Origin of the sequence: Ahrensia marina, assembly GCF_042140245.1 — a bacterium.
Taxonomy (GTDB): Bacteria; Pseudomonadota; Alphaproteobacteria; order Rhizobiales; family MH13; genus MH13.
This window is the reverse complement of sequence record NZ_CP159483.1, coordinates 1,611,249-1,634,294: the sequence shown is the minus strand read 5'-3', so window position 1 is coordinate 1,634,294 and position 23,046 is coordinate 1,611,249. Positions and strand designations below refer to the sequence as shown.

Genomic DNA, 23,046 nt, shown 5'->3' with positions numbered 1-23,046 from the left:
TATTGTCATGCAAAGGCGTCATAGTGTGCGCCTAAAGTCGACCATAACCGGAAGAAAGCCTTCGGAAGCGGTTTTGAGCGGCACGTAAAAAACACCACCACTACGGGTCTAGGAGACAAGAATGACGGTTAAAGTTGCCATCAACGGATTTGGGCGCATCGGTCGCAATGTTGTGCGCGCGATTTATGAATCAGGCCGCAAGGACATCGACGTGGTTGCGATCAATGATCTTGGCCCGGTGGAAACCAATGCCCATCTGATGCGCTACAACTCGGTGCACGGCAAGTTCCCCAAAGCGGTGGAAGTTGATGGCGACACCATCAAGATCGAAGGTGGCGACAGCTTCAAAGTGCTGGCTGAACGCGACCCGACCAAATTGCCCTGGGGCGAAATGGGCATCGATATCGTGATGGAATGCACCGGCATCTTCACCGCCAAAGAGAAGGCATCATTGCATCTTCAGGCAGGCGCAAAGCGCGTTCTCGTTTCTGCACCGGCAGCCGGCGCCGACAAGACCATCGTTTATGGTGTGAACCACGATGTCCTGACCGCCGATGACGTTGTGGTTTCCAACGCCTCCTGCACCACCAACTGCCTGTCACCGGTCGCCAAAGTGCTCAACGATGCTATCGGCATCGAAAAAGGCATGATGACCACGATCCATTCCTACACTGGCGACCAGCCGACGCTGGACACGATGCACAAGGATCTCTACCGCGCCCGCGCTGCGGCCATGTCAATGATCCCGACCTCCACCGGCGCTGCCAAAGCAGTTGGACTGGTTCTTCCAGAGTTGAACGGCAAGCTTGATGGCTTCGCGATGCGGGTGCCAACACCGAACGTTTCTGTGGTCGATCTGAAATTCATCGCCAAGAACGCCACCTCGGTGGAAGCGGTGAACGCCGCCATCAAAGACGCTGCCACATCAGGCCCGCTGAAAGGCATTTTGGGTTACACCGAAGAGAAGCTGGTCTCAGTTGATTTCAACCATGATCCGCACTCCTCGATCTTCCACATGGATCAGACCAAGGTCATGGACGGCACGTTCGTGTCGGTGCTGTCCTGGTACGACAATGAGTGGGGCTTCTCCTGCCGCATGGCCGACACCGCTGTGGCCATGGCCAAACTGATCTAGATCGCAGAGACGGTCTTGGAAAAGACAGTCGTCCTCGTGCTGATTGCCTGCTTCACGCTTGTGCTAATGCTGATGGCCAAGAGACTGTGGGATGTGTTTTTCCCGCCAGGCAAGCGACGCAGACATGAGATAGACGGCGGAGACTCGCCACTCTCGCCCCAGTGGGGCGAGAGTGGCTCTGGCGGCGATGCTGGTGGTGGTGGAGACTAGATAATGCTGCAGACGATCCTCATCGGTGCGGGCATCGTTGCCCTCCTCATCTACTGCGTGCTGGTGGCGCGTCTGCTCGGGCATTCATTTGGAAAACTTGGCCGTCTCAATGACCGGCTCAAAGAACGCGAAGCCGACAAAAAACGACTGGAAACGCGAGGCAACATGTCCTTCAAAACACTCGACGATATGGACCTTGAAGGAAAAATCGTCCTCACCCGCGTCGACATCAATGTGCCGGTTGAAGACGGCAAGGTGACTGACGCGACGCGCATCAAGCGCATCGTCCCGACCATCAAAGACATTCAGAAGATGGGCGGCAAGCCTGTGCTGCTTGCCCATTTCGGCCGTCCGAAGGGTGAGCCAAAGCCGGAGTTCTCCCTGCGCGTAACCGTTCCAGCGCTTGAAGAGGCCCTTGGCCAGTCTATCACCTTCATCGAGCGCCCGGACCGCGCTTCGCTGGACGCTGCCCCCGCCGATGCGGTGATCCTGGTGGAGAACACACGCTTCTCATCCATGGAAGAGAAGAACGATCCGCAAATGGCGCAGTTCCTCGCCTCGCTGGGCGATGTCTACTGCAACGATGCTTTTTCCGCGGCACACCGCGCTCACGCCTCCACCGAAGGCGTTGCACGGCTGCTGCCAGCCTGTGCTGGCCGGTTGATGGAAGCCGAACTGACGGCGCTGGGCAAAGCTTTGAAATCACCGGAGCATCCGCTGATCGCTGTCGTTGGCGGCGCGAAAGTCTCCACAAAACTCGATTTGCTTTCCAACCTTCTCGCCAAAGTCGATCATCTGGTCATCGGCGGTGGCATGGCCAACACGTTCCTTGCCGCCAAAGGCATCGAAGTTGGCAAGTCGCTCTGCGAGCATGATCTGGCCGACACAGCGCGTGCCATCATGGACAAAGCAGAAAGTGAAAACTGCACCATCCACCTGCCCATCGACATTGTGGTGGCCCAAGAATTCGCCGCCAACGCATGGAACAAAACCGTGCCGGTTGATCAGTGTCCTGCCGATGCGATGATCCTGGATGCTGGACCAGAAACGGTGAAAAGCGTGGTCGCCACCATCAAAGCCTCCAAGAACTTCTGGTTTGGAATGGCCCGCTGGGCGCCTTTGAGATCCCTCCTTTTGACGCGGCCACCGTCGCCGCCGCGAAAGGCGCTGCGGAGGCCACCAAGTCCGGCAAACTGCTCTCCGTCGCCGGAGGCGGTGATACAGTTGCGGCGCTCAACCATGCTGGGGTTGCCAACGACTTTACCTATGTCTCCACCGCTGGCGGCGCCTTCCTGGAATGGCTGGAAGGCAAGACCTTGCCCGGGGTTGCAGCGCTGGAAGCGGCGCAGACAAATGAAGATGCCGTTGCGGCGCTAGAAGCAACGCAGACTGACTGACTTGGCGCCAAAGCGCTGGAAGAAAACGACCTTTTAAGACGATCAACATCGGGGGAACCAATGCCCAACGACCAACAGACCGAACAGATGACCAACGGCCAGGGCTTCATCGCCGCACTCGACCAGAGCGGTGGGTCAACACCCAAGGCGCTCAAGCTCTACGGGGTCAATGAAGATGCCTACTCGTCCGAGGCCGAGATGTTCGACCTCGTGCACGCCATGCGCACCCGGATCGCCAGTGCCCCGGCCTTTACCGGCGACAAGGTGATCGGCGCGATCCTGTTCGAAATGACGATGGATCGGGAGATGGGCGGCAAGCCTTCGGCCCAGTATCTCTGGGAAGACCGCCGCGTCGTACCGTTTCTGAAGATCGACAAGGGTTTGGCTGATGAGGCAGACGGCGTCCAGCTGTTGAAACCAATTCCGGGCTTGGACGACCTGCTGTCACGCGCGGTCGGTCATGGCATTTTCGGCACCAAGGAACGCTCCGTCATCAACAAAGCCTCGGCGAGCGGTATCGATGCTGTCGTCGCTCAGCAGTTCGAATTGGGCGCCCAGGTTCTCTCTCACGGTCTCATGCCGATCATCGAGCCGGAGGTGACAATCTCAATCGCCGATAAGGCCGAGGCGGAAGACCTGCTTCTGGCCTCAATCACCAAGCATCTCGACGAGGTGCCAGATGGTCAGAAGGTCATGCTGAAACTAAGCCTGCCGACCAAGACCAACCTCTACAAACCGCTGGTTGATCACCCCAAGGTGATGCGGGTTGTGGCGCTTTCAGGTGGCTACGAACGGGACGAGGCCAACGCTATGTTGGCAAAGAACACCGGCGTGATCGCAAGCTTCTCGCGCGCGCTCAGCGAAGGGCTTTCAGCGCAGCAGAGCGACGACGAGTTCAACAGCACCATCGCCGCGACCATCAACTCGATCTACGCCGCATCAGTGGCTGGGTAATACGGCGCCGTCGCCCTTGCGGTTGTAACGGCGGCCAACTCCATCAACCAGCCCGCTGCAAAACTTTTGCTGGCAAAGTTTTTGACATGGGTCCCGGACGGCCATGGCCGTCCGGGATGACATTGGTGGAGCTTCCACAAAATCGCCGTCATTCCCGCCCTTGTGGCGGGAATTCATCCATAGCAGAGATCGCTTATGGACCCTCACCACAAGGACGAGGGTGACGCATCAGGATAACGCATGGCTTTCCAAGACTTCCGCACCCGCCTTTTTCTGATCACGCCGCAAACGCCACCACCAGACTTTGCCGAGCGTTTCGCCAGTGCACTGGCGGGCGGGGATATCGGCTGCATGCTGGTTGAAGGCGACAAGAGTGACCAGCGGGCCTTTCAGGACTTTGCCGCTCCCTATGTGCAGACAGCACAAGGGGCGAACATCGCGGTACTGATCGCAGACGACAAACGCTTGGCCGACCGGCTGAATGCCGACGGTGTGCACCTGTCAGAACCCAAAACCTTGGAACAATCCGACCAGGATAAACTGCAAGAACGCGGCATGATTGTCGGCACCGCCGGCATCAACACCCGCCACCTGGCCCTGCAGACCGGTGAGCGCGAGTTTGACTATCTGTTTTTCGGGCGCACAGACCGTGACCTCACCGAAGACAATCATCCCAAAACCGAAACCCTGTCGCTTTGGTGGGCGCAGACGATGGCGATCCCTTGCGTGGCGCTGGCAGGCACCTCAGACGAGGCCTTCACCAAGCTTGCAGAGGGCGGCGTTGAGTTCATTGCCGTGCGCGATCAGATCTGGGATGCCGAAGACCCTGGCGCTGAAGTGGCTCGCCTTAACGTCGTGCTCGACACCATCGCCAAACGCCGTATGGAGGCCGCTGCCTGATGCTGCTGCGTGCCACATTTCTCGCTTTGCTTTTCGCGTCTCCTGCCCTCGCGCAAACCACGGAGAGCCCGCCCAATCCGGAACCGGTTGATGTGGAAACGGATGCGTCGGAGGAACCAGCTACCGAAGCTCAGGACCCGTTCGAGCTGGACCCGCTGGTTGCGTTTGAAGCCTTCTTTGCCGGCAACTACCAGCGCGCCTTTGATCTGGCGATCACCTTTGCTGGGCGCGATGATGCACCATCGATGCGCTTGCTCGGCCAAATGTACGCGGCCGGTCTTGGTGTCGATCAGGATCAACAAGAGGCCGCCCAGTGGTATCGCCTTGCCGTTGAAGCCGGCGACACCGATGCGAAATTCCTGCTAGCCACCATGATATTGGATGGCGCGTTCATTGAGCGAGACGAAGAAGAGGCTGCCCGTCTTCTGCGCGAAGCCACTGAGGCCAACCACACTGAGGCCAAGCAGATGCTGGCCATGCTGCATCTGGAAGGGCGCGGTGTGGAGCGCGATCTTGAGCGCGGAGCGGAGCTGATGCGCGAGGCCGCAGATGAGGGCAACGTCACCGCCATTTACACGCTCGGCATTCTTTATGCGGAAGGTGCAGGCGTGCGCCTCGACACCCGCGAAGCCTATGAATGGTTTGATCGTGCCGCACGCCGGGGCAACACCGAAGCACAGATTGAACTCGCCCTTGGCCTTCTGAACGGTGATGCGGGCGACCCTGATCTTGGTGAGCAGCAACGCATCGAAAACGCCATCTTCTGGCTCCGCCGCGCCGCCGAAGCGGGCAATCCGGTGGCCGAAAACCGACTGGCCCATGCGTACAGCCAAGGGTTTGGCGTGCCACTTGATGCGGTGCAAGCAGCCTACTACCACGCGCGCGCTGTCGCCGGAGGTCTGGCGGACGCGCGCCTTGATGCCTTTGTCAGCTCACTTCCCGAAGAACAACGCCAGGAAGCGTTGGACCGCATCGCCCGCGACCGTGCGCCCGATAACCCGTTGGATTAGGGCCCCAACCCGAGCCCGCCCACGCCTTGCGACCCGCTGGACTGCCAACAGGAGTTGCCTTGCCCGCTCGAGTGTGGTCCACAGCCCACAACGCGCGTTGGCAACCCCCATCAAGCCAGGCGCACCCGACTACGCCAAAGCGCACCTCACCAAGCAACGAGTACACATCCCATGAAAATCAACGGCAACGAAATCCGCCCCGGCATGGTCATCGAGTATGATGGCGGGCTGTGGGTTGCTGTCAAAGCAGGCGCGGTGAAGCCCGGCAAAGGCCCAGCCTACAATCAGGTTGAACTGAAAAACCTGATTGATGGCCGCAAGCTCAACAACCGCTTCGGGTCTGATGAGCGCGTCGAACGCGCTCGCATCGACACCAAAGACTTCCAGTACCTTTATGCCGAAGGTGACATGCTGGTGTTCATGGACTCTGAGACCTACGACCAGATCAACCTGTCGAAGGACTTTGTCGGCGATCGCGCTGCGTTCTTGCAGGACGGCATGCAGGTGATGGTCGAGCTGCACGGCGAAACGCCCATTGGTTTTCAGCTCCCCAACCAGGTGACACTGGAGATCGTCGAAGCCGACGCTGTGGTGAAGGGCCAAACGCAGTCCTCATCCTACAAGCCTGCGGTTTTGGAAAACGGGCTGAAGGTTATGGTCCCGCCTTTCATCAAATCCGGCGAGCGCATCATCGTCGATACCGCTGACATCACCTATGTGAAGCGCGCCGACTAGGCGCAGACGCAGGACACGCTCGATGGCAAAATCTGCCCTCCTCACCATCATGGAACGCGCTGCCCGCAAGGCTGGACGCGGCCTGACGCGCGATTTCGGCGAAGTGGAACGCTTGCAGGTGTCCACCAAAGGCCCCAGCGACTTCGTGTCCGATGCAGACCGCCGTTCCGAAGAGCGCATTCATGACGTGTTGCAAGAGGCCCGCCCAACATGGGGCTTTCTGGGTGAAGAGGGCGGCGAGATCAAAGGCAAGGACAAGCAGCACCGCTGGATTGTCGATCCGCTCGATGGCACCACCAACTTCCTCCACGGCATACCGCTCTTCGCCGTGAGCATTGGTCTGGAACGCGATGGCGAGATGGTGGCTGGCTTGGTCTACAACCCCATCACCGATGAAATGTTCACCGCCGAAAAGGGCAAGGGCGCGTTTTTAAACGACAAACGCCTGCGCGTGGCGGCCCGTCGCAAGCTGGCCGACTGTGTGATCAACAATGGCATGCCGCATCTTGGGCGCGGAGATCATGCTCTCTTTCTGCGCCAAGCCGCCACCATGATGCGCAAAGTCGCCGGCATGCGCCGCATGGGAGCTGCTTCCCTTGATCTGTGCTGGGTCGCTGCCGGTCGTATGGATGGGTTCTGGGAAGACGGGCTTGCGCCCTGGGATATGGCAGCTGGCCTTCTGGTCGTGCGTGAGGCAGGCGGCATGACCCGCGACACCCATGGCGGCACAGACATATTCAACACGGGCTCCGTTGTCGCTGGCAATGATCTGATCGTCGGTCAAATGCTCAAAGTGCTTGCTGAGGCGCGCGCTGCTCAAGCCAAAATGACCAATGCCAAAAAGAGTGCCAGCGCTGCAGGATAGCCCTCAAACAGCAACATCCTAAGGATGGTTACAATTGAAGGTTCTGTCTTGGCGGAGAACACGCTATGAGGGATTGTGTCAGGGTCGTTGACCCGAGATACACGTGATGACCATTCAGTTGAGCATGAGGCATGCCGATGGCTGACAGTGCCGATCCCCACAGCCTATCCCGCCCGACGATCTATCTCGCCCTTATGGCGGTGTTTGTGGCCTTGGCAGGTTTCCTTGTCCTCATTCTCTACCGACCGATCGCAACGGCATTTGCTGCCAATCCGGGCTTGAATGGCCTGATTATCGGTGTGCTGATCCTCGGCATCATTCTTTCAGTCTTCCAGGTCATTCGCCTTATGCCGGAGATCAAATGGGTCAACGGCTTTCGCATGGTTGATCATGGCGCAGGCGGTTTCGACCAACCCAACCCACGCCTTCTCTCTCCGTTGGCAACCTATCTGCGCGACTCTCAAGGCGCCGCTGGCCCGACCATGTCAACGCAGACGGTGCGCTCGATCCTGGAATCGGTTGGAACGCGTTTGGACGAAGGCCGCGAAATCCTGCGCTACATGATCGGCCTGCTGGTGTTTCTCGGCCTGCTCGGCACCTTTTGGGGCCTAACACAAACCATCGCCTCGGTTGGTGATACGATTGATGGTCTCGACGTCACTTCCGGTGACTTCGGCACAATTTTTGAGAATTTGAAAACCGGCCTCTCCGCCCCGCTTGACGGCATGGGCACCGCCTTTTCCTCGTCCCTATTTGGTCTGGCAGGGTCGCTGGTGCTGGGCTTCCTCGATCTACAGGCTGGCCAAGCGCAGAACCGTTTCTACACAGAGCTTGAGGACTGGATGTCCAACATGGCCGGTGTGGATGTGTCACAAGCCGGTGCCGTGGACTCCTCAGAGAACGCCATCGCGTCGCTGGAACGCTCCGTTGATCGCTTGGCACGGCAGATCGCAGCTCAAAACCAGCTGTCCTCAGCCCAGACAGGTTCAGCGTCCAGCGCCGCTGGTGCTGGCAATCAAGCCGAGGTCAAGCAATCCATCGACAGCCTTGCCGCTGGCGTGCAGTCGCTTGTGCAACACATGCGCTCAGAGCAGCAGATGCTGCGCGATTGGGTGGAAGACCAGGGCGAACACACCAAACGCCTGGCAACCGTGATGGAAGACGTCTCGCGTTCGATGGCCAATGGCGGCCGCGGCCAGGAACCGGGCGAATAACCTGATATGGCGCTTTCTCGATCAAGACGGCGCTCCGGAGCGGTCGACTACTGGCCAGGCTTCGTCGATGCCATGGCCACGCTTCTGCTGGTCATCATCTTCCTGTTGTCGATCTTCATGCTGGCGCAGTTCTTTCTGAGCCAGGAGATCACCGGTCGGGACACGGTGCTCAACCGGCTAAACGCGCAGATCGCCGAACTTACCGAGCTGCTCGCGCTAGAACGCGCCACGGGCCAAGAACTGCAAAGCCGTCTGGCAACGCTCACCTCCAGCCTGGAGGATGCGCGCGCTGAGCAAGAACGGTTGACCGGTCTTCTCCAAACGCCCGATACCGAGGATACCAGCGGTTCGATCATCGCCAACCTTGAAGACCAGGTGGATGAAGAACAAGCGATCTCCCGCGAAGCGCTGAACCAGGTGGAGCTTCTGAACCAGCAAATCTCCGCTCTGCGCCGCCAGATCGCGGCCTTGGAAGATGCACTGGATGCCTCCGAGACCCGAGACCGGGAAAGCCAGACCCGCATCGCCGATCTTGGGCGACGCTTGAACGTGGCGCTGGCCCAACGGGTTCAGGAACTCTCGCAATTCCGCTCGGACTTCTTTGGTCGTCTGCGCCAGATCTTGTCGCAGCGCTCAGACATCCGCGTTGTGGGTGACAGGTTTGTTTTCCAATCCGAAGTGCTGTTCGACTCCGGCGCCGCCGATATCAATCCTGGCGGTAGCGCAGAGCTTTCGCGCCTTGCTGAGGCTGTCATCGAGCTTGAAGCGGCCATTCCCTCGGAGATCAACTGGGTGATCCGCGTGGACGGTCACACCGACTCTCGACCGCTTTCTGGCACCGGGCTCTACGCCACCAACTGGGAGCTTTCCACCGCCCGCGCCACGTCGGTGGTACGCTTCCTGATCAATGAAGGCGTCTCACCCGAGCACTTGATGGCCGCTGGCTTTGGCGAATTTCAACCCATCGCCGAAGGAGAGGATGATGAGAGCCTCGCGCGAAACAGGCGTATCGAGTTTAAGTTGACCGAGCGATAAACGAAGCGCCTCGTGATCAGGGCTCTCAACCCTATAGCAATCGCCCCAATCAACGCAGAACCACGGGTATTGTTTCACGGCGGCATCGCCGAATTGAAGAACTCCACAAGCTCGTGGTGGAGTTGCTGGTGAAACACTCCCCGATCAAAACCTTCTGCATCAACGCAGTAGAGGTTCCAGAAATGGCGGTCATACTGTCGAATGCTATCTGGGCAGACGATGCTGAAAGCGGCATGATCAGCGCCTTCAACCACGTGCACATCGGGCAGCGTTGGTAAGTTGGCGGCAAGAATGGCCCCATTCGAAGCGTGCGGCACCAACATATCCTGCGCGCCGGACCAGATCTGAACCGGAACTGAAACGTTCGATAAAGCGTCTTGATCAAACGCGTATCCATATCCAGGCGCCGCTGCACTGATCGCGGCAATGCGGGGATCACCAACCACCGCAATGAGCCGCGGAGCAAGCTCGACTGGATCAACATCATCCAAAGCGCTGGGGGCACATGTGAGCTCCCCAGGGACATCTCGGCAATACTGCGCCGCCAGTTCGATATCGATCAGTGCGCCCGCCGCTGCCAAAGCGGTGTAGCCGCCCATCGAGAAACCGTAGACACCAATGCGCTCGGCATCGATAACATCAGCCTGCGGCCAACCCGATACCATGTAGTCCAGTGTCGCTGACACATCCGCCGGACGTGACACCAACCAGTCGGCCGCCCTCGTGAGCCGGTTCTCATGATTGTCGCCCGGATGAGTCAGTGCCACGGCCACATAACCAGCCTCGGCAAGCGCAAGCCCGGTGTGCGCATGAGCGTCCATGGAGCTGTCGTGCCCATGGGAAATGACAATGAGCGGGAGGCTGTCTCCCTCTACTGGCCCATCAATGGCGACGGCTTGACCAAGCATAATCTCAGAGCCCCGCGACAGTTCGGCCGAGGACGGATACCAGATGCGCAGCTCAATGGGCGGCTCTGTCGGCACCTGCGCGCGTTGATGACCCACGGCCTGCACATGTGCGGGCCATAGCAGGGTGAGTGCCAGAAAGATCAGCTTGGCTTTCAAAAGGAACCCTCCAATAACAAACATTGGCAAAGCTCTGTCCTAGCATAAGTGGTAACTTTGAGGGCCTCGGCCCGCATGCGCAACGTGGACCACCATGCGGCCTGATCAGATTCGTCCGACATTGGACGTCTGTCACCGAGCTGGGAGGTACCTAAACCCGCTCGACGGTCTTCTCTGGCACTTCAGAAAACTGAAGATCAGCCAAGCGTGCGTAAAGCCCGTTCGAGGCGGCGAGTTCGCTGTGCGAGCCGCGTTCGACCACTTTACCATCGTCCAGCACAACGATCTCATCAGCGCTGCGCACGGTGGCAAGGCGATGCGCGATCACGATGACTGTGCGCCCAACCATCAAACGTTCCAACGCGTCCTGCACCAGATGCTCGCTTTCGGCATCCAAAGCGCTTGTGGCTTCATCGAGCAGCAAGATAGGCGCGTCCTGGAGCACAGCCCGGGCAATGGCGATACGCTGCCGCTGCCCGCCCGACAAGTTGACCCCGCGCTCTCCCAGCATCGTGTTGATGCCATCAGGCAGGCCGTAAACAAAGGCCGATGCATTGGCCGCAGCAAGTGCTGCCTGGATATCATCATCGCTTGCATTAGGCCGAGCGAAAGCAACATTGTCGCGAACGCTGGCCGCAAAGATCGCCACGTCCTGTGGCACCAGCGCCATCTTCTCGCGCAAGGCAATCGGATCCATGTCGACGACTTTCTTGCCATCCACCAGAACATCACCGCTCTGCACATCGTAAAAGCGCATAAGGATTTGCAACACCGTCGATTTGCCCGCCCCCGACGGGCCAACCAAAGCCACGGTTTTTCCCGGGAGCGCCTCAAACGAAACATCTCGTAGCACTGGCACCGCGGGCGAAGATGCACCGTTGGAACCGTAGCCAAACGACACATGATCAAAAACGACGTGTCCGACATCCCCCGCAACCGGCGTCACGGCCGCACGATCATCGCCGCGATCCTCTGGCAGGATTTTCACATCCACCTTCAGCAAGCCGCAGAGCCGATCAGCAGCGCCAATGGCCTGGGCAACCTCGCCAACCACCTGGCTGACCTCGCCAAGGGCACCGGCAGCAAACACCGCATAGAGCAAGAACTGCCCCAACTCACCCGCGGTCATATCGCCAGACACCACCGCGTTGGCACCGTACCAAAGCACCAACACGACGCTGGAAAAGATCACAAAGATCGCAAAAGAGGTCAGCAGCGCACGGGCCACGATGGAACTGCGTGCCGCTTCAAACGAGGCTTCCACTGCTTTGCCAAAGGTGCGTGCCAAGCGACCCTGCGCCGTATGCGCTTGAACAGTACGCACTGAGCTGATCGCTTCGCTCGCCATGGCCGAGGCATCGGCGAGCACATCTTGCGCCACCCGTGAGCGCGCCCGCACCTGACGGCCAAAGATGATCAAGGGCAGCACGATGAACGGAATAGCCAGCAATACCGCGCCCGACAGCGCGGGACTGGTCACCACCATCATGATGCTGGCGCCCACAAACATGAAAAAGTTGCGTAGCGCCACCGAAACGCTGGTGCCCACCGCCGACTTCATCTGCGTGGCATCGCTGGTAAGCCGTGAGACGAGCTCGCCAGAGCGGGCGCTATCGTGGAATGAAAGATCAAAGCGCATGATGCGCTCAAAAACCGCCGCGCGAAGATCAGCAACCACCCGCTCACCAAGCCATGTGACAAGGTAGTAACGCAGCGCACTCATCACCGCCAAAACGCTGACAACGGCGATAAGGCCTAAGAACACGCCGCCCAACGGCACGCCATCTTCGCCAGTAAATCCACGGTCGATCACCATGCGCACCGAAAGCGGGACGGTCAGCGTGGCGGTCGTTGATCCAACAAGCGCGAAAAAGGCTGCAACAATGCGTCCCTTATAGGGGGCAACAAACGGCCACAAATCACGCAGTGTTTGACGTGCAGACTGCACATCAAGACGCGAGGGGGGCTGGGTTTGGTCAGCGGAATTGGCCATGCCCTTCCCTACCGATCAAATCGCTTTGATGGCAAGGTTTGACAGGCGATCACTTAGGGGAGTGAGCCGATTGACCGCAGGCGCAGCGGCCAGAATGGACAAGCATTGCGCTACCGACTTGCAAGCCAGCGCACCATCGTGTATCGACGCGCGCTGAAGCGATGGATTTTTGGCTAGCGGCTGCAATCCAAGCGCCGCCAAGATTTTCACACCAATCGTGATCAACGCAGCGCCATCTAGGCGCGCGGGTCTCGCAATGACGGATAAAGACGATGAAACAGGATATCCATCCCGACTATCACACCATTAAAGTGGTGATGACCGACGGTACCGAGTACGAAACCCGTTCCACCTACGGCAAAGAAGGCGACACGCTGCGCCTCGACATCGATCCAACGACACACCCAGCTTGGACCGGTGGTCAGCAGACTTTGCTTGACCGCGGTGGCCGTCTGTCGAAGTTCAAAAACAAGTTCGACGGGTTCCTCGGCAGCAACTAAGCCGAAAACCGATCATAGAATTAAAAAAGGCACCCAGATGGGTGCCTTTTTTTTGTTTAAGGTCAGTCCGTCGGATCATCCAAACGCATCTGACAAACGCGCCATCTGCTCAGCCACCGGATTGGCCGCAGGCTGATCATCATCCACCGTGTGGCCGCGTTGATAAAAAATGCCATCCAGACGCTGCACACGTGTTTGCAGATCAAGCGATGCTTCAACCAGCTCACGCAGCGTGCTTGGCAGCTCATCCCAACCAGGGCCCTGCGTAGGACTGGAAAGGCCATGGATACGCACCTTGGCCTTTTCTTGCGCCGCTTGCTCCAGCGTCATCTCACCTTCGTGCACGGCACGTTGCAGCAACAGCCATGAGGCCAGCTGCATCAACCGGGTGGTCAGCCGCATCGACTCCGTCGCATACGCCATCGCCCCGGCGCGGGCCAGATCCTTGGCTTCCTCGCGACCTTCTTTGTCAAGATATTCAGCGGTCGTTTCAACCAACTGCATGCCGTGCTCAAAAAGGTCATGGAACGCGTTGGAACCAACCAGCCGATCAGCGAACGAGACCGGGTCATCCGGCGTCATCATTGAGCCATCGTCTATGCCGCTCGTATGATCCATAGTGCTGTGCCACCACTGTTGTTGCTCAGATTGTGGCAAAGCATAGCCCATTTGGCCGCGCCGTCCATATCCCAGCCCACCCTAGAGGCAGCGATCTTCAGGCTCGGTTAACAGTGCTTGGTGAGGTTTGGTCGTTTGTCTTGCTGGCACAAAGCAAAAAAAAGCCGCAGCAAACGCTACGGCTGAATAATCAGTTTGAAAACAGGGAGGCGTCAATGAGCAACCATGAGCTCAAAAACTGTCGAGAAAACTCGATTTCCAGAAGGTAACCGAGAAAGGTTTCTGAAATCTTAACGCCTCAAAATAGAGTGATTTTGTTTACTTCATCCTATCCACGGATACCGTTCAGTTCATCGACCAGCCAGTTGATCATAGGGTTTTTCTCATCTCGCACGTGCCGCAAGGCATGCACCTGGAAGGTGCGCACCGTGATCGGTGGCGGCGTGAAGGAAAGCTGAAAACGCGCTGCATGCAATCGCACAAGAGCTGCCGGTAGAGTGGCGATCATTGGGCTGTCGGCTAGCATTGCCAAGGCCGGTAAGAACAAGGGCACCGAGAGCACAACACGTCGCTTCAAGCCTTGGGCGGCAAGCACCTGATCGACAATACCCGCCATGGTGGCATCGCCTGATACCAGCAGATGATCCGCCGCCAGGTAGCGCTCCAAGGTAGGCCCATCGCGCAAAAAGGGATGGTCAGCGCGCGCGGTGACAAGATAGCTTTCTTCAAACAAAACTGTGCTGAGATGCTTGGAACTGCGATCTGGAAAGAACCCCAGCGCAAGATCAACGTCACCAGCTTCCAGCGCCTTCAACGCATCGGCCTTGGTGTGCGCTTGAATGGAAAGCGTGATGCCGGGCGCCGATTGGTGAAGCCGCGCCATCAAGGCAGGCACAAGCGTGGCAATCTCATAGTCTTGCGCTGAAAGGCGAATGTGCGCGGCGCTCTGGCCCGGGTCAAAGGCTGTGGGTCCCACCAGCGCACTTTGTAAGGCGTCCAGCGCTGATTGGACCGCAGGCTCGATGGAGCGCGCAAACGCCGTTGGCTCAAGCCCATGGGGTCGGCGCAGAAAAAGCTCGTCCTCAAACACCTCACGCAGCCGCCGCAGGGCGTGGCTGATGGAGGAGTTTGTCAGGCCAAGCTCTTGTGCCACCAACGATGCTTTGCCGTGTCGTATCAACCCAGCAAAGATCAGAAGAACCGTGAGGTCCAAACGGCGCATTTTCAAATGATTGAAATCTGACATGAAGTTATTTCAGTTTCATTGAATACACCTACCACCTAATCCTGTTGCTGACGGCCCGCAAGAGCGGCCAACCCATCGACAGGAAAACCTCATGCCTCACATTCTTATGATCGTCTCCAACCCCGCCACATCGCCGGTGACCGGCTGGCCGATCGGTTTTTGGTGGGCCGAACTCACCCACGCTTTCGAAGCTTTTCAGGATGCCGGACACGCCATTACCATCGCCTCTCCCAACGGCGGCGACTTGGAAGCCGATGCGTATTCTGATCCAGAAGATGAAAGCGGTTACTCCGCTGAAGACACCATCTCCCTGGCTTTCAAGCAATCGCCCGACAAGATGGCGCTGCTCAAAGGTACACCGAAACTCTCTGACCTCAACGCCGACAACTACGACGCTGTGTTCGTGGTCGGTGGCCAAGGGCCAATGGTCACCATGATCGATGATATGGCGACGCAGGACTTTCTGGCCAGTTTTTACGAGGCTGGCAAACCAACAGCCGCTGTCTGTCACGGCACCTGCGTGCTTTTGAAAGCCAAGCTTTCAAACGGCGATCTTCTGGTGAAAGGCAAGCGCTGGACCGGGTTTGCCAACGCTGAGGAAGAGTATGCCGAAAAGGCTGTTGGCCAAAAAATCCAACCCTTCTGGATTGAGACCGAAGCCAAAAAACTGCCCGACACGCAATTCGAGGTGGCAAGCCCGATGGAGGAGTTCGCCATTCGCGATGGCAGTTTGATCACCGGCCAACAACAAGTTTCAGCAGGCGCAGCCGCACGCGAAGTTATCGCCGCTCTCCGCAGCTAGGTGTTGACCATGGGACAGATGACCCTTGTTGCAATGGCGCTGGCAACGGGCGCTATGATCCCGCTCCAGCTGGCCTTCAACGGCCAGTTGGGCACCGCGCTCAGAGGCCCTGTGGTGGCGTCTTTCTTCGTGTTCCTGACCGGGGTTCTCGCCACGGGTTTGGTGCTGCTCATCGCGCGCACGCCCTTACCCGGTCTGGCAGCCATGAAGGCGGTACCCGTCTCCGCTTGGATCGGCGGCATCATCGCGACGCTTTATATTCTGGCGGTGGTCTATCTGGTGCCCAAACTTGGCGTTGGCTCAGCCGCTGTGCTGATCATTGCCGGGCAGTTGGTGACAGCACTGCTGCTCGACCATTTGGGCGCCTTCGGCACAGCGCAAAGCTCCATTACCTGGCTCAAAGCAAGCGGCGCGAGTCTGGTGTTGGCGGGTGCGGCGCTCGTGAAGTTTACCTGAACCTCAGGATTTTGGTGCCCCAAACACCGCATCAGCGGCAAGGCGTGCGGCATCCTTGGATGTCATTGCCTCTTCGCAGCGGGCGATCTCGCCACGCAAGGCTTCAATGCGCTCGGCCAACTCGCCGACCGAGGCATCAGACAAATCCTCGCCCACCGTGATTGTCGGCTTGGGCTTGGGTTCCAGATCGATATCCATCACATTGTCCCCCTTCATTGAAGCCATTTGCGGCGCTATGCGTTGAGACATCATACCGTCTGACCCTCTCGCACAACAAGTGGCACATCATGAGCAGCTTTTCCGATCTCCCCAGCAGCATCAACGTCATCACCATCGACAGACCAGGCGGGCCGGATGTTTTGGTGCCAGGCACCCGGCCCATGCCACACCATCTGGATGACCACAAAATCCTGATCAAAGTGGAAGCTGCCGGGGTTAACCGCCCAGATGTTCTGCAACGCGTTGGGGCGTACCCGCCGCCAAAGGGCGCAAGCGATATCCCGGGGCTGGAAATTGCCGGCACCGTGGTGGCGCGTGCGCGCGGCGCTGAGCGCTACGAGATTGGCGAACAGGTGACAGCTTTGGTCACTGGTGGTGGCTATGCTGACCATTGCGTTGCCGACGAGCGCCACGCCCTGCCGATCCCCGAAGGCCTTTCGATAGAAGCCGCAGCAGGCATTCCCGAAACCGCCTTGACGGTTTGGTCAAACGTGTTTGACCGGGGCGGCCTCACTGAGGGTGAGACATTTCTGGTCCACGGCGGCACATCAGGCATCGGCATGATGGCGATCCAACTGGCCAAGGCCCATGGCGCGACCGTGCTGGCCACAGCCGGATCAGACGAAAAATGCGCCGCCATGCGCGAGCTCGGCGCCGACCACGCCTTCAACTATCTAGAAGAAGACTATGTGGAAGGCACAAAGGCCGCGACCGATGGCAAGGGCGCCAACGTGATCCTGGATATGGTCGGCGGTGACTATATTGAGCGCAACTGGAAAGCCGCCGCCGTTGAAGGGCGCATCGTCCAGATCGCTTTCCTGAATGGCGCAAGCGTTGAGGCTGATTTCTCACGCCTGATGCTAAAGCGGCTTACCCACACCGGGTCCACACTGCGCGCACGCTCCGATGCGTTCAAAGCGCAACTAGCCGACGATGTGCTGCATCATGTCTGGCCACTGATTGAGTCGGGCGATGTGAAGATTCACGTCGACTCCGTCTTTCCGCTCCAAGACGCCAGCAAAGCGCACGAACGCATGGAAAGCTCAAAGCATATGGGCAAGATCATCCTGCGTCCCTAGGCCACCAAGAAACAGGTAGAACCAGAACCTGCGTTCAACCAAAGGCGGGTAGACTCGCAATCTATATATTTGTATATACAAAGATAAAAAGAAATGGAGTTTCGCCATGACAGCGCGTTCAACCACTACGCCGCCCCAACCGGGGCAACCACCCTATAGCCCCTTGATGTTCCTCGCCGCCCTGGGAGCAGGAGGTCTCATCGTCACTTTCTTCATGATGCTGATGTTCTGGGTCCCGCATCCCGACCAGCCCGTGCCCGTGTTCGAAGACATCATGACCGCGTTTTCCAGCGGCGGCCTTGCCATGCAAGCGACCATCTCCATCGCCTTGGCTGGTATCGCCTTTTTTGCTGCGACGCTGGTCCGGCTGCTTGTCTGGAATGTGCAACGTTTGCGCCAGTTCGCCCGCACCGAAGGCTACCAAACCCTCATGGCAAGCAATGCCGGAAGCCAAATCATGGCGATGCCACTGGCCTTTGCCATGGCGGTCAATGCCGGTTTCATTCTCGGCTTGGTGTTCGTGCCGAACCTTTGGAGCGTGGTCGAATATCTCTTCCCACTGGCTATGATCGCCTTCGCCATCATCGGATACTATGCGTTCAAGCTGTTCGCGCGCTTTGCCAGCAAGGCCTTAGGCGGCGGACTGGATTGCACCAAAAACAACTCGCTGGCGCAGATGCTGCCAGCCTTCGCCTTCGCTATGATCGGTGTCGGTTTGGCCGCGCCAGCCGCCATGTCCACAAACGCCATCACCGTGGCGTTCTCGCTTGGCCTGTCCACGCTTTTTATTCTGGCATCCATTGTTCAGGGCCTCATCGCACTTTCGCTTGGCGTGCGCTCCATGATGGAGAATGGCCTCGCCGCTGACGGCGCCCCTACTCTGATGATTGGCGTACCGATCCTCACCGTTCTTGGCATTGCCTTCCTGCGCCAAAACCATGGCTTGCATGTCCACTTTGATCTGCCCACATCGGCTGGTAGCACCTTCATGATGCTTACCACCTTCTTCGCCGCACAGATCCTTCTGCTTGCCGCCGGCTGGGGTGCGCTGAAGAAGACAAACTATCTGGCTCGCTTTGTCAGTGGACCTGAATCCTCTCCTGGATCACTCGCCCTACTCTGCCCTGTGGTGGCGTTCTCAGTGATGGGTCACTTCCTCATCAACAAGGGCTTGGTCGCCACCGGTCTCATTGCCGAGTTCGGCGTTGCTTATTGGAGCGTAACGGCCATTCCGTTGGCGTTCCAAGTGCTGGCCATCTGGCTGTTCTTCAAGCTGCTTGCTAAACTGATGCGTCAGGCACCGGCAGCGCCCCTAAACACCGCCGCGACCGCATAAACCCAAACAATCCACGGGCTGGATACCAGCCCGTGGTACTGTGAGCCCCTCATGTCGACAGACACCGTTGAACGTCCCACCGCTGCTTCCATGGCCGACAATGTTGGCGAAGTGACAGAGATTCTCAAGCTGCTCAGCGCCCCGGCGCGCCTGCTGGCGGTGTGCCACTTGGTGGATGGCGAGAAGTCCGTAGGTGCCTTGGCTGAGCTCACTGGAAGCAAACCCACCACGCTCTCACAGCATCTGGCTTTGCTGCGCGCCCATGGTTTGGTAGCAACCCGCCGCGATGGAACCACCATCTATTATACGTTGGCATCGGACGAGATCGCCGGCCTCATCGCCTATTTGCACAAGGCTTGGTGCAAAGCTTAGCGTGGGCAAACTGCAACCGACCATTGCAACCGGTTTGTAAATTTACTATACGGTTCCCACCTCCCCGACATCATTATCAAGATGCTCGGCCCCGCGATCGGAAACAGTCCGACCGGGCCTGAAGAGCCTTATTGTTAGGATTCCACCATGGCCGACACCCTTTTGATGCCCAAAGCCACCGCCGTTTGGTTGGTTGATAACACCGCGCTGACGTTTGATCAGATCGCCAAGTTTTGTGCACTTCACCCGCTTGAGGTGAAAGCCATCGCCGATGGAGAAGCTGCTCAAGGCATCAAAGGCCTCGATCCGCTGCAAACAGGCCAACTGACTCGCGAGCAGATTACCGCTGCTGAAGAGAACCCAGCGCTCGACCTAAAACTGCAGCCAGCCAAAACGGTGGTTGCAACCAGTTCGAAAAAGCGCGGGCCGCGCTACACCCCGGTGTCACGCCGCCATGACCGCCCCAATGCGATCCTTTGGTTGTTGCGCAACCACAAGGAACTCAAAGACGCACAGATCATGCGTTTGGTCGGTACGACGAAAAACACCATTGAATCGATCCGCTCTGGCGCGCACTGGAACGCGGCAAACCTTACACCGATGGATCCAGTAACCTTGGGTCTGTGCAAACAGATCGAGCTGGATTTGGAAGTGCAGAAGGCGTCACGCAATGCACCACCAGCCATCGAAGCAGCTGGCCCTGTGCTGCTGACAGCCGAAGAAGCGTTGGCCGCCACCACGCCAACCGAATTCCCCAGCGAAGAAGAGGCTGGCATCGAAGAGGTGTTTGGCGTCAGCGAACCTTCCGCTGAGCAGGAAGAAGAGGCTGCTCAAGAAGCGCAAGACGATCTTGATGCTGATTCTGTGTTTGCCAAGCTGAAAGAACTGACCAGCCCATCCGACGAAGACACAGGCGCCGACGAGAAATCGTAAGGCGTTAAGCGCTCGGCTCGACCGGCACGGTGTAGTTCAGCCCCAACCGACCGCCATCGGCATAGAGCGTTTGGCCAGTGATGTAGCTTGCCTGCTCGCTGGCCAAAAAGGCCGCGATGGAGGCAATTTCGCTCGCCTCACCGATGCGACCGATGGGCGTGCGGGTCATCATGCGCTGGCGAATGTCATCGTCAGCCAACACATCTTCCACCAACTTGGTCATGATCGTGCCCGGCCCGATGGCGTTGACCCGGATGCCATGCTTGGCGAGAGATAGGGCCATCACCTTTGTCAGCTGCCGCACCCCGCCTTTCGAGGCCACGTAAGGCGCTTGGTTGGGGATCGCGAGCTCAGCGTTCACGCTCGACATGGTGATGATTGTGCCCGGCTTTTCACCTGCCTCCACCCGCTCCACCATATGCTTGGCGACGGCTTGGCATGTAAGGAAGACACCTTTCAGATTCACGCCGATCACCCGGTCGAAATCAGCCTCATCAATCTCCAAAAAGTCTGCGGTGTGAACAATACCTGCATTGGCGACCAACACATCAATCTCGCCATAGGCCTCGAGGCTCTTAGCAAGCAGATTGCGCACATCCAGTCGGTCTGACACATCGCAATGCACATAGGTCGCCTCACCAACAGTCGACAGCCGCTCCACCACGTCTTGGCCAGCGCTGTCGTCCACATCGGCGACGATGACTTTCATGCCCTCTTCGACGAAACGTTCGGCAATGGCCAACCCGATCCCGTGCGCGGCACCGGTGACGATTGCGGTCTTGCGTTCCAGTGCGAAACTGACGGCCATGAAGTGTTCCTAATTCTGTTGAAGATGCGCCGCGTTTAACGCGTCGGGCGTTGGGCGGACAAGCAGCGTGCAATCATAAGTGATCGTACACTGCTTCGCTCGGCCCGATCGCTAGGCTGCATAGCCTTTGGTTTTCAGTGCGCCACTGATCTCATCCAAGATCGCAGGATCATCGATGGTAGCAGGCATTTTGTAAGGCTCGCCGTCAGCGATCTGTCGCATGGTTCCGCGCAAGATCTTGCCCGAACGGGTTTTCGGCAGACGATCCACCACCATCACTGTTTTGAAGGCCGCCACCGGCCCGATCTTCTCGCGCACCAGCGCCACCATCTCTTTTTCAAGCTGCTCCATCGGCAGATCGACGCCATCTTTGGTGACCACAAAGCCAGCTGGAAGCTGACCCTTCAGTGCATCAGAGACCCCGATCACTGCCGCTTCCGCAACAGCAGGGTGGCCAGAAAGAACCTCTTCCATGCCACCGGTGGAAAGCCTGTGTCCGGCAACATTGATGATGTCATCGGTGCGCGCCATGATGAAGAGATAGCCATCTCCGTCGATCATCCCGGCATCCGCGGTTTTGTAGTAGCCCGGAAACTCTTCCAGATAAGACGCCTTGAAGCGCTCATCATTGTTCCAAAGTGTCGGCAAACAGCCCGGAGGCAGGGGCAGTTTCACCACAATGTTGCCAAGTGTGTCGGCGGGCACCGGGTGTCCTGCATCATCAATCACCTGCACATCATAGCCAGGCATCGCCACGGTCGGGGATCCTAGCCTCACCGGCAGTTTGCCAAGTCCGACTGGGTTGCCAGCAATGGCCCATCCAGTTTCGGTCTGCCACCAATGGTCGATCACAGGTACGCGCAGCTTCTCTTGCGCCCATTCAATGGTGTCCGGATCTGCCCGCTCCCCGGCCAAGAAAAGCGTTTTGAGTGTGTGCAGATCATACTTCTCGATAAAGGCACCGTCAGGATCTTCCTTCTTGATCGCGCGGAAAGCCGTCGGTGCAGTGAAGAGGGAGGACACCTTGTGCTCTTCAATCACCCGCCAAAACGCACCTGGATCGGGCGTACCAACCGGTTTGCCTTCGTAGAGAATGGTCGTGCAGCCGGCCAGCAGAGGCGCGTAGACAATGTAGGAATGACCGACCACCCAACCGACGTCGGAGGCTGCCCAAAACACGTCGCCGGGTTGCATGTCGTAAATCGCGCTCATCGTCCAATTGAGGGCCACCATGTGGCCGCCATGGTCGCGCACCACGCCCTTGGGGATACCAGTCGTGCCAGAGGTGTAGAGAATGTAGAGCGGATCAGTGGCGTCCATAGGCTCTGGATCGCTATCGATACCGCGCGCATTGGCATCGGCGAGCAGCGCGTCATAGTCGTGATCACGTCCGTCAATCAGGTCACACGGCTTCTGTTCGCGCTGCTTGATGACCGTGAGCTCTGGCTTGTGCGTTGAAAGGTCAATCGCCTCGTCCAGCAGCGGTTTGTAGGCGATCACCCTGTTGGGCTCGATGCCGCACGAGGCGGAGATAATCGCCTTGGGACGGGCATCGTCGATGCGGGTGGCAAGCTCACTGGCCGCAAACCCACCAAACACCACCGAATGGATGGCCCCAATGCGGGCGCAGGCCAGCATTGCAATCGCTGCTTCAGGGATCATCGGCATATAGACAACAACGCGGTCGCCCTTACCGACACCGAGGTTTTTCAGCACCGCGCCAAAAGCGCTCACCTCATCGCGCAAATCCTCAAAGGAGTAGACTTTCTTTGAACCCGTGATCGGGCTGTCATAGATAAGCGCCGCCTGGCCCTTACGCCCGCGCTCCACATGACGATCAAGACAGTTGTAGGCTGTGTTGCAGACACCGCCAGGGAACCAACGGCCATAAACACCAGCACTTGGATCAAACACACGCTCAAACGGGCTCATCCAATCCACGCCTTGGGCAGCGTGGGCCCAAAAAGCCAGAGGGTCTTCCTGCCAGCTTTGATAGGTTTGATGATAGTTCTGGCTTGAAGCGCTCATGGCGGTTCCCTTCCCTGTATCCGGTTTCGGATCTTTTCTTGATGTCGCAGTGCTGCTGACAGGTGTGCCCAATCTGCTTCTTGCCCGCAAGCTGGGCAAAAGGTGATGAGCTTCATCAAACTCTACGCCTATAGACC

Annotated in this window: 23 protein-coding genes and 1 pseudogene; 17 read left to right on the top strand and 7 right to left on the bottom strand. The window is 58.2% G+C overall.

The features are described from left to right. The first annotated feature begins 121 nt into the window (after positions 1 to 121). The 10 genes and pseudogenes from gap to ABWH92_RS07995 all read left to right on the top strand — a co-directional run bounded on the left by gap (position 122) and on the right by ABWH92_RS07995 (position 9,455). Positions 122 to 1,135 carry a type I glyceraldehyde-3-phosphate dehydrogenase gene (gene gap / locus ABWH92_RS08040; protein WP_375573733.1) on the top strand — a complete coding sequence of 338 codons (1,014 nt, stop codon included), beginning with the start codon at positions 122 to 124 and terminating at the stop codon, positions 1,133 to 1,135. 15 nt (positions 1,136 to 1,150) lie between these two features. Next, positions 1,151 to 1,345 (top strand): hypothetical protein, encoded by a 195-nt coding sequence (locus ABWH92_RS08035; protein WP_375573731.1) that lies wholly within the window; start codon positions 1,151 to 1,153, stop codon positions 1,343 to 1,345. Positions 1,346 to 1,510: 165 nt separating this feature from the next. Further along, positions 1,511 to 2,742, top strand: a pseudogene (locus ABWH92_RS08030) (phosphoglycerate kinase). A 60-nt stretch (positions 2,743 to 2,802) separates the two neighbouring features. Further along, positions 2,803 to 3,696, top strand: coding sequence for a fructose bisphosphate aldolase (locus ABWH92_RS08025; protein WP_375573729.1), 894 nt, complete (start codon positions 2,803 to 2,805; stop codon positions 3,694 to 3,696). Between the two features lie 240 nt (positions 3,697 to 3,936). Then, positions 3,937 to 4,596 carry a thiamine phosphate synthase gene (locus ABWH92_RS08020; protein WP_375573728.1) on the top strand — a complete coding sequence of 220 codons (660 nt, stop codon included), beginning with the start codon at positions 3,937 to 3,939 and terminating at the stop codon, positions 4,594 to 4,596. Continuing rightward, positions 4,596 to 5,606 carry a tetratricopeptide repeat protein gene (locus tag ABWH92_RS08015; protein WP_375573726.1) on the top strand — a complete coding sequence of 337 codons (1,011 nt, stop codon included), beginning with the start codon at positions 4,596 to 4,598 and terminating at the stop codon, positions 5,604 to 5,606. Before ABWH92_RS08020 ends, ABWH92_RS08015 begins: the two co-directional genes overlap by 1 nt. Before the next feature lie 171 nt (positions 5,607 to 5,777). Beyond that, positions 5,778 to 6,341, top strand: coding sequence for an elongation factor P (efp, locus tag ABWH92_RS08010; protein ID WP_375573724.1), 564 nt, complete (start codon positions 5,778 to 5,780; stop codon positions 6,339 to 6,341). Positions 6,342 to 6,363: 22 nt separating this feature from the next. After that, a complete protein-coding gene (locus tag ABWH92_RS08005) occupies positions 6,364 to 7,206 on the top strand; it encodes an inositol monophosphatase family protein (RefSeq protein ID WP_375573722.1) in 843 nt (280 codons plus the stop codon). Between the two features lie 137 nt (positions 7,207 to 7,343). After that, positions 7,344 to 8,420: a MotA/TolQ/ExbB proton channel family protein gene (locus ABWH92_RS08000; RefSeq protein ID WP_375573720.1), complete on the top strand. Its 1,077-nt coding sequence runs from the start codon at positions 7,344 to 7,346 to the stop codon at positions 8,418 to 8,420. Positions 8,421 to 8,426: 6 nt separating this feature from the next. Next, the gene (locus tag ABWH92_RS07995; protein WP_375573718.1) at positions 8,427 to 9,455 is read left to right on the top strand and encodes a peptidoglycan -binding protein; all 1,029 of its coding nucleotides are present in this window, start codon (positions 8,427 to 8,429) and stop codon (positions 9,453 to 9,455) included. Between the two features lie 74 nt (positions 9,456 to 9,529). Here the strand turns inward: ABWH92_RS07995 and ABWH92_RS07990 are convergent, their stop codons facing one another. Together ABWH92_RS07990 and ABWH92_RS07985 are read right to left on the bottom strand one after the other, a co-directional pair. After that, positions 9,530 to 10,543 (bottom strand): alpha/beta hydrolase family protein, encoded by a 1,014-nt coding sequence (locus ABWH92_RS07990; protein WP_375573717.1) that lies wholly within the window; start codon positions 10,541 to 10,543, stop codon positions 9,530 to 9,532. A 127-nt stretch (positions 10,544 to 10,670) separates the two neighbouring features. Next, positions 10,671 to 12,512, bottom strand: a complete 1,842-nt coding sequence (locus tag ABWH92_RS07985; RefSeq protein ID WP_375573715.1) for an ABC transporter transmembrane domain-containing protein — start codon at positions 12,510 to 12,512, stop codon at positions 10,671 to 10,673. A gap of 272 nt (positions 12,513 to 12,784) precedes the next feature. On the opposite strand from ABWH92_RS07985, the gene rpmE reads away from it, so the two are divergent. Continuing rightward, positions 12,785 to 13,012, top strand: coding sequence for a 50S ribosomal protein L31 (gene rpmE, locus ABWH92_RS07980; protein ID WP_375573714.1), 228 nt, complete (start codon positions 12,785 to 12,787; stop codon positions 13,010 to 13,012). 75 nt (positions 13,013 to 13,087) lie between these two features. Here rpmE and ABWH92_RS07975 read toward each other — a convergent pair whose 3' ends face one another. Beyond that, complete coding sequence (locus tag ABWH92_RS07975; protein WP_375573712.1) at positions 13,088 to 13,630, bottom strand: DUF1465 family protein; 543 nt, start codon at positions 13,628 to 13,630, stop codon at positions 13,088 to 13,090. Between the two features lie 328 nt (positions 13,631 to 13,958). Continuing rightward, the gene (locus tag ABWH92_RS07970; RefSeq protein ID WP_375573710.1) at positions 13,959 to 14,876 is read right to left on the bottom strand and encodes a LysR family transcriptional regulator; all 918 of its coding nucleotides are present in this window, start codon (positions 14,874 to 14,876) and stop codon (positions 13,959 to 13,961) included. Between the two features lie 91 nt (positions 14,877 to 14,967). Between ABWH92_RS07970 and ABWH92_RS07965 the strand changes: the two genes are divergently transcribed. Together ABWH92_RS07965 and ABWH92_RS07960 are read left to right on the top strand one after the other, a co-directional pair. After that, a complete protein-coding gene (locus ABWH92_RS07965; protein ID WP_375573708.1) occupies positions 14,968 to 15,678 on the top strand; it encodes a type 1 glutamine amidotransferase domain-containing protein in 711 nt (236 codons plus the stop codon). A gap of 9 nt (positions 15,679 to 15,687) precedes the next feature. After that, positions 15,688 to 16,134 (top strand): DMT family transporter, encoded by a 447-nt coding sequence (locus ABWH92_RS07960; protein ID WP_375573706.1) that lies wholly within the window; start codon positions 15,688 to 15,690, stop codon positions 16,132 to 16,134. A gap of 3 nt (positions 16,135 to 16,137) precedes the next feature. Here the strand turns inward: ABWH92_RS07960 and ABWH92_RS07955 are convergent, their stop codons facing one another. Then, positions 16,138 to 16,386, bottom strand: a complete 249-nt coding sequence (locus tag ABWH92_RS07955; protein WP_375573704.1) for a DUF1192 domain-containing protein — start codon at positions 16,384 to 16,386, stop codon at positions 16,138 to 16,140. A gap of 35 nt (positions 16,387 to 16,421) precedes the next feature. On the opposite strand from ABWH92_RS07955, the gene ABWH92_RS07950 reads away from it, so the two are divergent. From ABWH92_RS07950 to ABWH92_RS07935, 4 genes are all read left to right on the top strand, one after another. Continuing rightward, entirely contained in the window at positions 16,422 to 17,432 is a 1,011-nt protein-coding gene (locus ABWH92_RS07950) for an NAD(P)H-quinone oxidoreductase (protein WP_375573702.1), read from the top strand. A 106-nt stretch (positions 17,433 to 17,538) separates the two neighbouring features. After that, the gene (locus tag ABWH92_RS07945; protein ID WP_375573700.1) at positions 17,539 to 18,768 is read left to right on the top strand and encodes a hypothetical protein; all 1,230 of its coding nucleotides are present in this window, start codon (positions 17,539 to 17,541) and stop codon (positions 18,766 to 18,768) included. Between the two features lie 51 nt (positions 18,769 to 18,819). Next, positions 18,820 to 19,140: an ArsR/SmtB family transcription factor gene (locus tag ABWH92_RS07940; protein ID WP_375573699.1), complete on the top strand. Its 321-nt coding sequence runs from the start codon at positions 18,820 to 18,822 to the stop codon at positions 19,138 to 19,140. Between the two features lie 147 nt (positions 19,141 to 19,287). Further along, positions 19,288 to 20,073: a DUF1013 domain-containing protein gene (locus ABWH92_RS07935; RefSeq protein WP_375573697.1), complete on the top strand. Its 786-nt coding sequence runs from the start codon at positions 19,288 to 19,290 to the stop codon at positions 20,071 to 20,073. Positions 20,074 to 20,077: 4 nt separating this feature from the next. Here the strand turns inward: ABWH92_RS07935 and ABWH92_RS07930 are convergent, their stop codons facing one another. Continuing rightward, on the bottom strand, positions 20,078 to 20,881 hold the full coding sequence (locus ABWH92_RS07930) for an SDR family NAD(P)-dependent oxidoreductase (protein WP_375573695.1): 804 nt from the start codon (positions 20,879 to 20,881) through the stop codon (positions 20,078 to 20,080). Between the two features lie 111 nt (positions 20,882 to 20,992). Continuing rightward, the gene (locus tag ABWH92_RS07925; protein WP_375573693.1) at positions 20,993 to 22,909 is read right to left on the bottom strand and encodes a propionyl-CoA synthetase; all 1,917 of its coding nucleotides are present in this window, start codon (positions 22,907 to 22,909) and stop codon (positions 20,993 to 20,995) included. Positions 22,910 to 23,046: the final 137 nt, after the last annotated feature.

Bases quoted from the DNA above. Each gene is read 5' to 3' on its own strand.
- ABWH92_RS07935 (WP_375573697.1), top strand. From the start codon at position 19,288: ATGGCCGACACCCTTTTGATGCCCAAAGCCACCGCCGTTTGGTTGGTT.
- ABWH92_RS07965 (WP_375573708.1), top strand. From the start codon at position 14,968: ATGCCTCACATTCTTATGATCGTCTCCAACCCCGCCACATCGCCGGTG.
- rpmE (WP_375573714.1), top strand. From the start codon at position 12,785: ATGAAACAGGATATCCATCCCGACTATCACACCATTAAAGTGGTGATG.
- ABWH92_RS07955 (WP_375573704.1), bottom strand. From the start codon at position 16,386: ATGATGTCTCAACGCATAGCGCCGCAAATGGCTTCAATGAAGGGGGAC.
- ABWH92_RS07995 (WP_375573718.1), top strand. From the start codon at position 8,427: ATGGCGCTTTCTCGATCAAGACGGCGCTCCGGAGCGGTCGACTACTGG.
- ABWH92_RS08020 (WP_375573728.1), top strand. From the start codon at position 3,937: ATGGCTTTCCAAGACTTCCGCACCCGCCTTTTTCTGATCACGCCGCAA.
- ABWH92_RS07990 (WP_375573717.1), bottom strand. From the start codon at position 10,543: ATGTTTGTTATTGGAGGGTTCCTTTTGAAAGCCAAGCTGATCTTTCTG.
- ABWH92_RS08015 (WP_375573726.1), top strand. From the start codon at position 4,596: ATGCTGCTGCGTGCCACATTTCTCGCTTTGCTTTTCGCGTCTCCTGCC.
- ABWH92_RS07940 (WP_375573699.1), top strand. From the start codon at position 18,820: ATGTCGACAGACACCGTTGAACGTCCCACCGCTGCTTCCATGGCCGAC.
- ABWH92_RS08005 (WP_375573722.1), top strand. From the start codon at position 6,364: ATGGCAAAATCTGCCCTCCTCACCATCATGGAACGCGCTGCCCGCAAG.
- ABWH92_RS08025 (WP_375573729.1), top strand. From the start codon at position 2,803: ATGCCCAACGACCAACAGACCGAACAGATGACCAACGGCCAGGGCTTC.
- ABWH92_RS08000 (WP_375573720.1), top strand. From the start codon at position 7,344: ATGGCTGACAGTGCCGATCCCCACAGCCTATCCCGCCCGACGATCTAT.
- ABWH92_RS07925 (WP_375573693.1), bottom strand. From the start codon at position 22,909: ATGAGCGCTTCAAGCCAGAACTATCATCAAACCTATCAAAGCTGGCAG.
- ABWH92_RS07950 (WP_375573702.1), top strand. From the start codon at position 16,422: ATGAGCAGCTTTTCCGATCTCCCCAGCAGCATCAACGTCATCACCATC.
- ABWH92_RS07960 (WP_375573706.1), top strand. From the start codon at position 15,688: ATGGGACAGATGACCCTTGTTGCAATGGCGCTGGCAACGGGCGCTATG.
- ABWH92_RS07930 (WP_375573695.1), bottom strand. From the start codon at position 20,881: ATGGCCGTCAGTTTCGCACTGGAACGCAAGACCGCAATCGTCACCGGT.
- efp (WP_375573724.1), top strand. From the start codon at position 5,778: ATGAAAATCAACGGCAACGAAATCCGCCCCGGCATGGTCATCGAGTAT.
- ABWH92_RS07975 (WP_375573712.1), bottom strand. From the start codon at position 13,630: ATGGATCATACGAGCGGCATAGACGATGGCTCAATGATGACGCCGGAT.
- ABWH92_RS07945 (WP_375573700.1), top strand. From the start codon at position 17,539: ATGACAGCGCGTTCAACCACTACGCCGCCCCAACCGGGGCAACCACCC.
- gap (WP_375573733.1), top strand. From the start codon at position 122: ATGACGGTTAAAGTTGCCATCAACGGATTTGGGCGCATCGGTCGCAAT.
- ABWH92_RS07970 (WP_375573710.1), bottom strand. From the start codon at position 14,876: ATGTCAGATTTCAATCATTTGAAAATGCGCCGTTTGGACCTCACGGTT.
- ABWH92_RS07985 (WP_375573715.1), bottom strand. From the start codon at position 12,512: ATGGCCAATTCCGCTGACCAAACCCAGCCCCCCTCGCGTCTTGATGTG.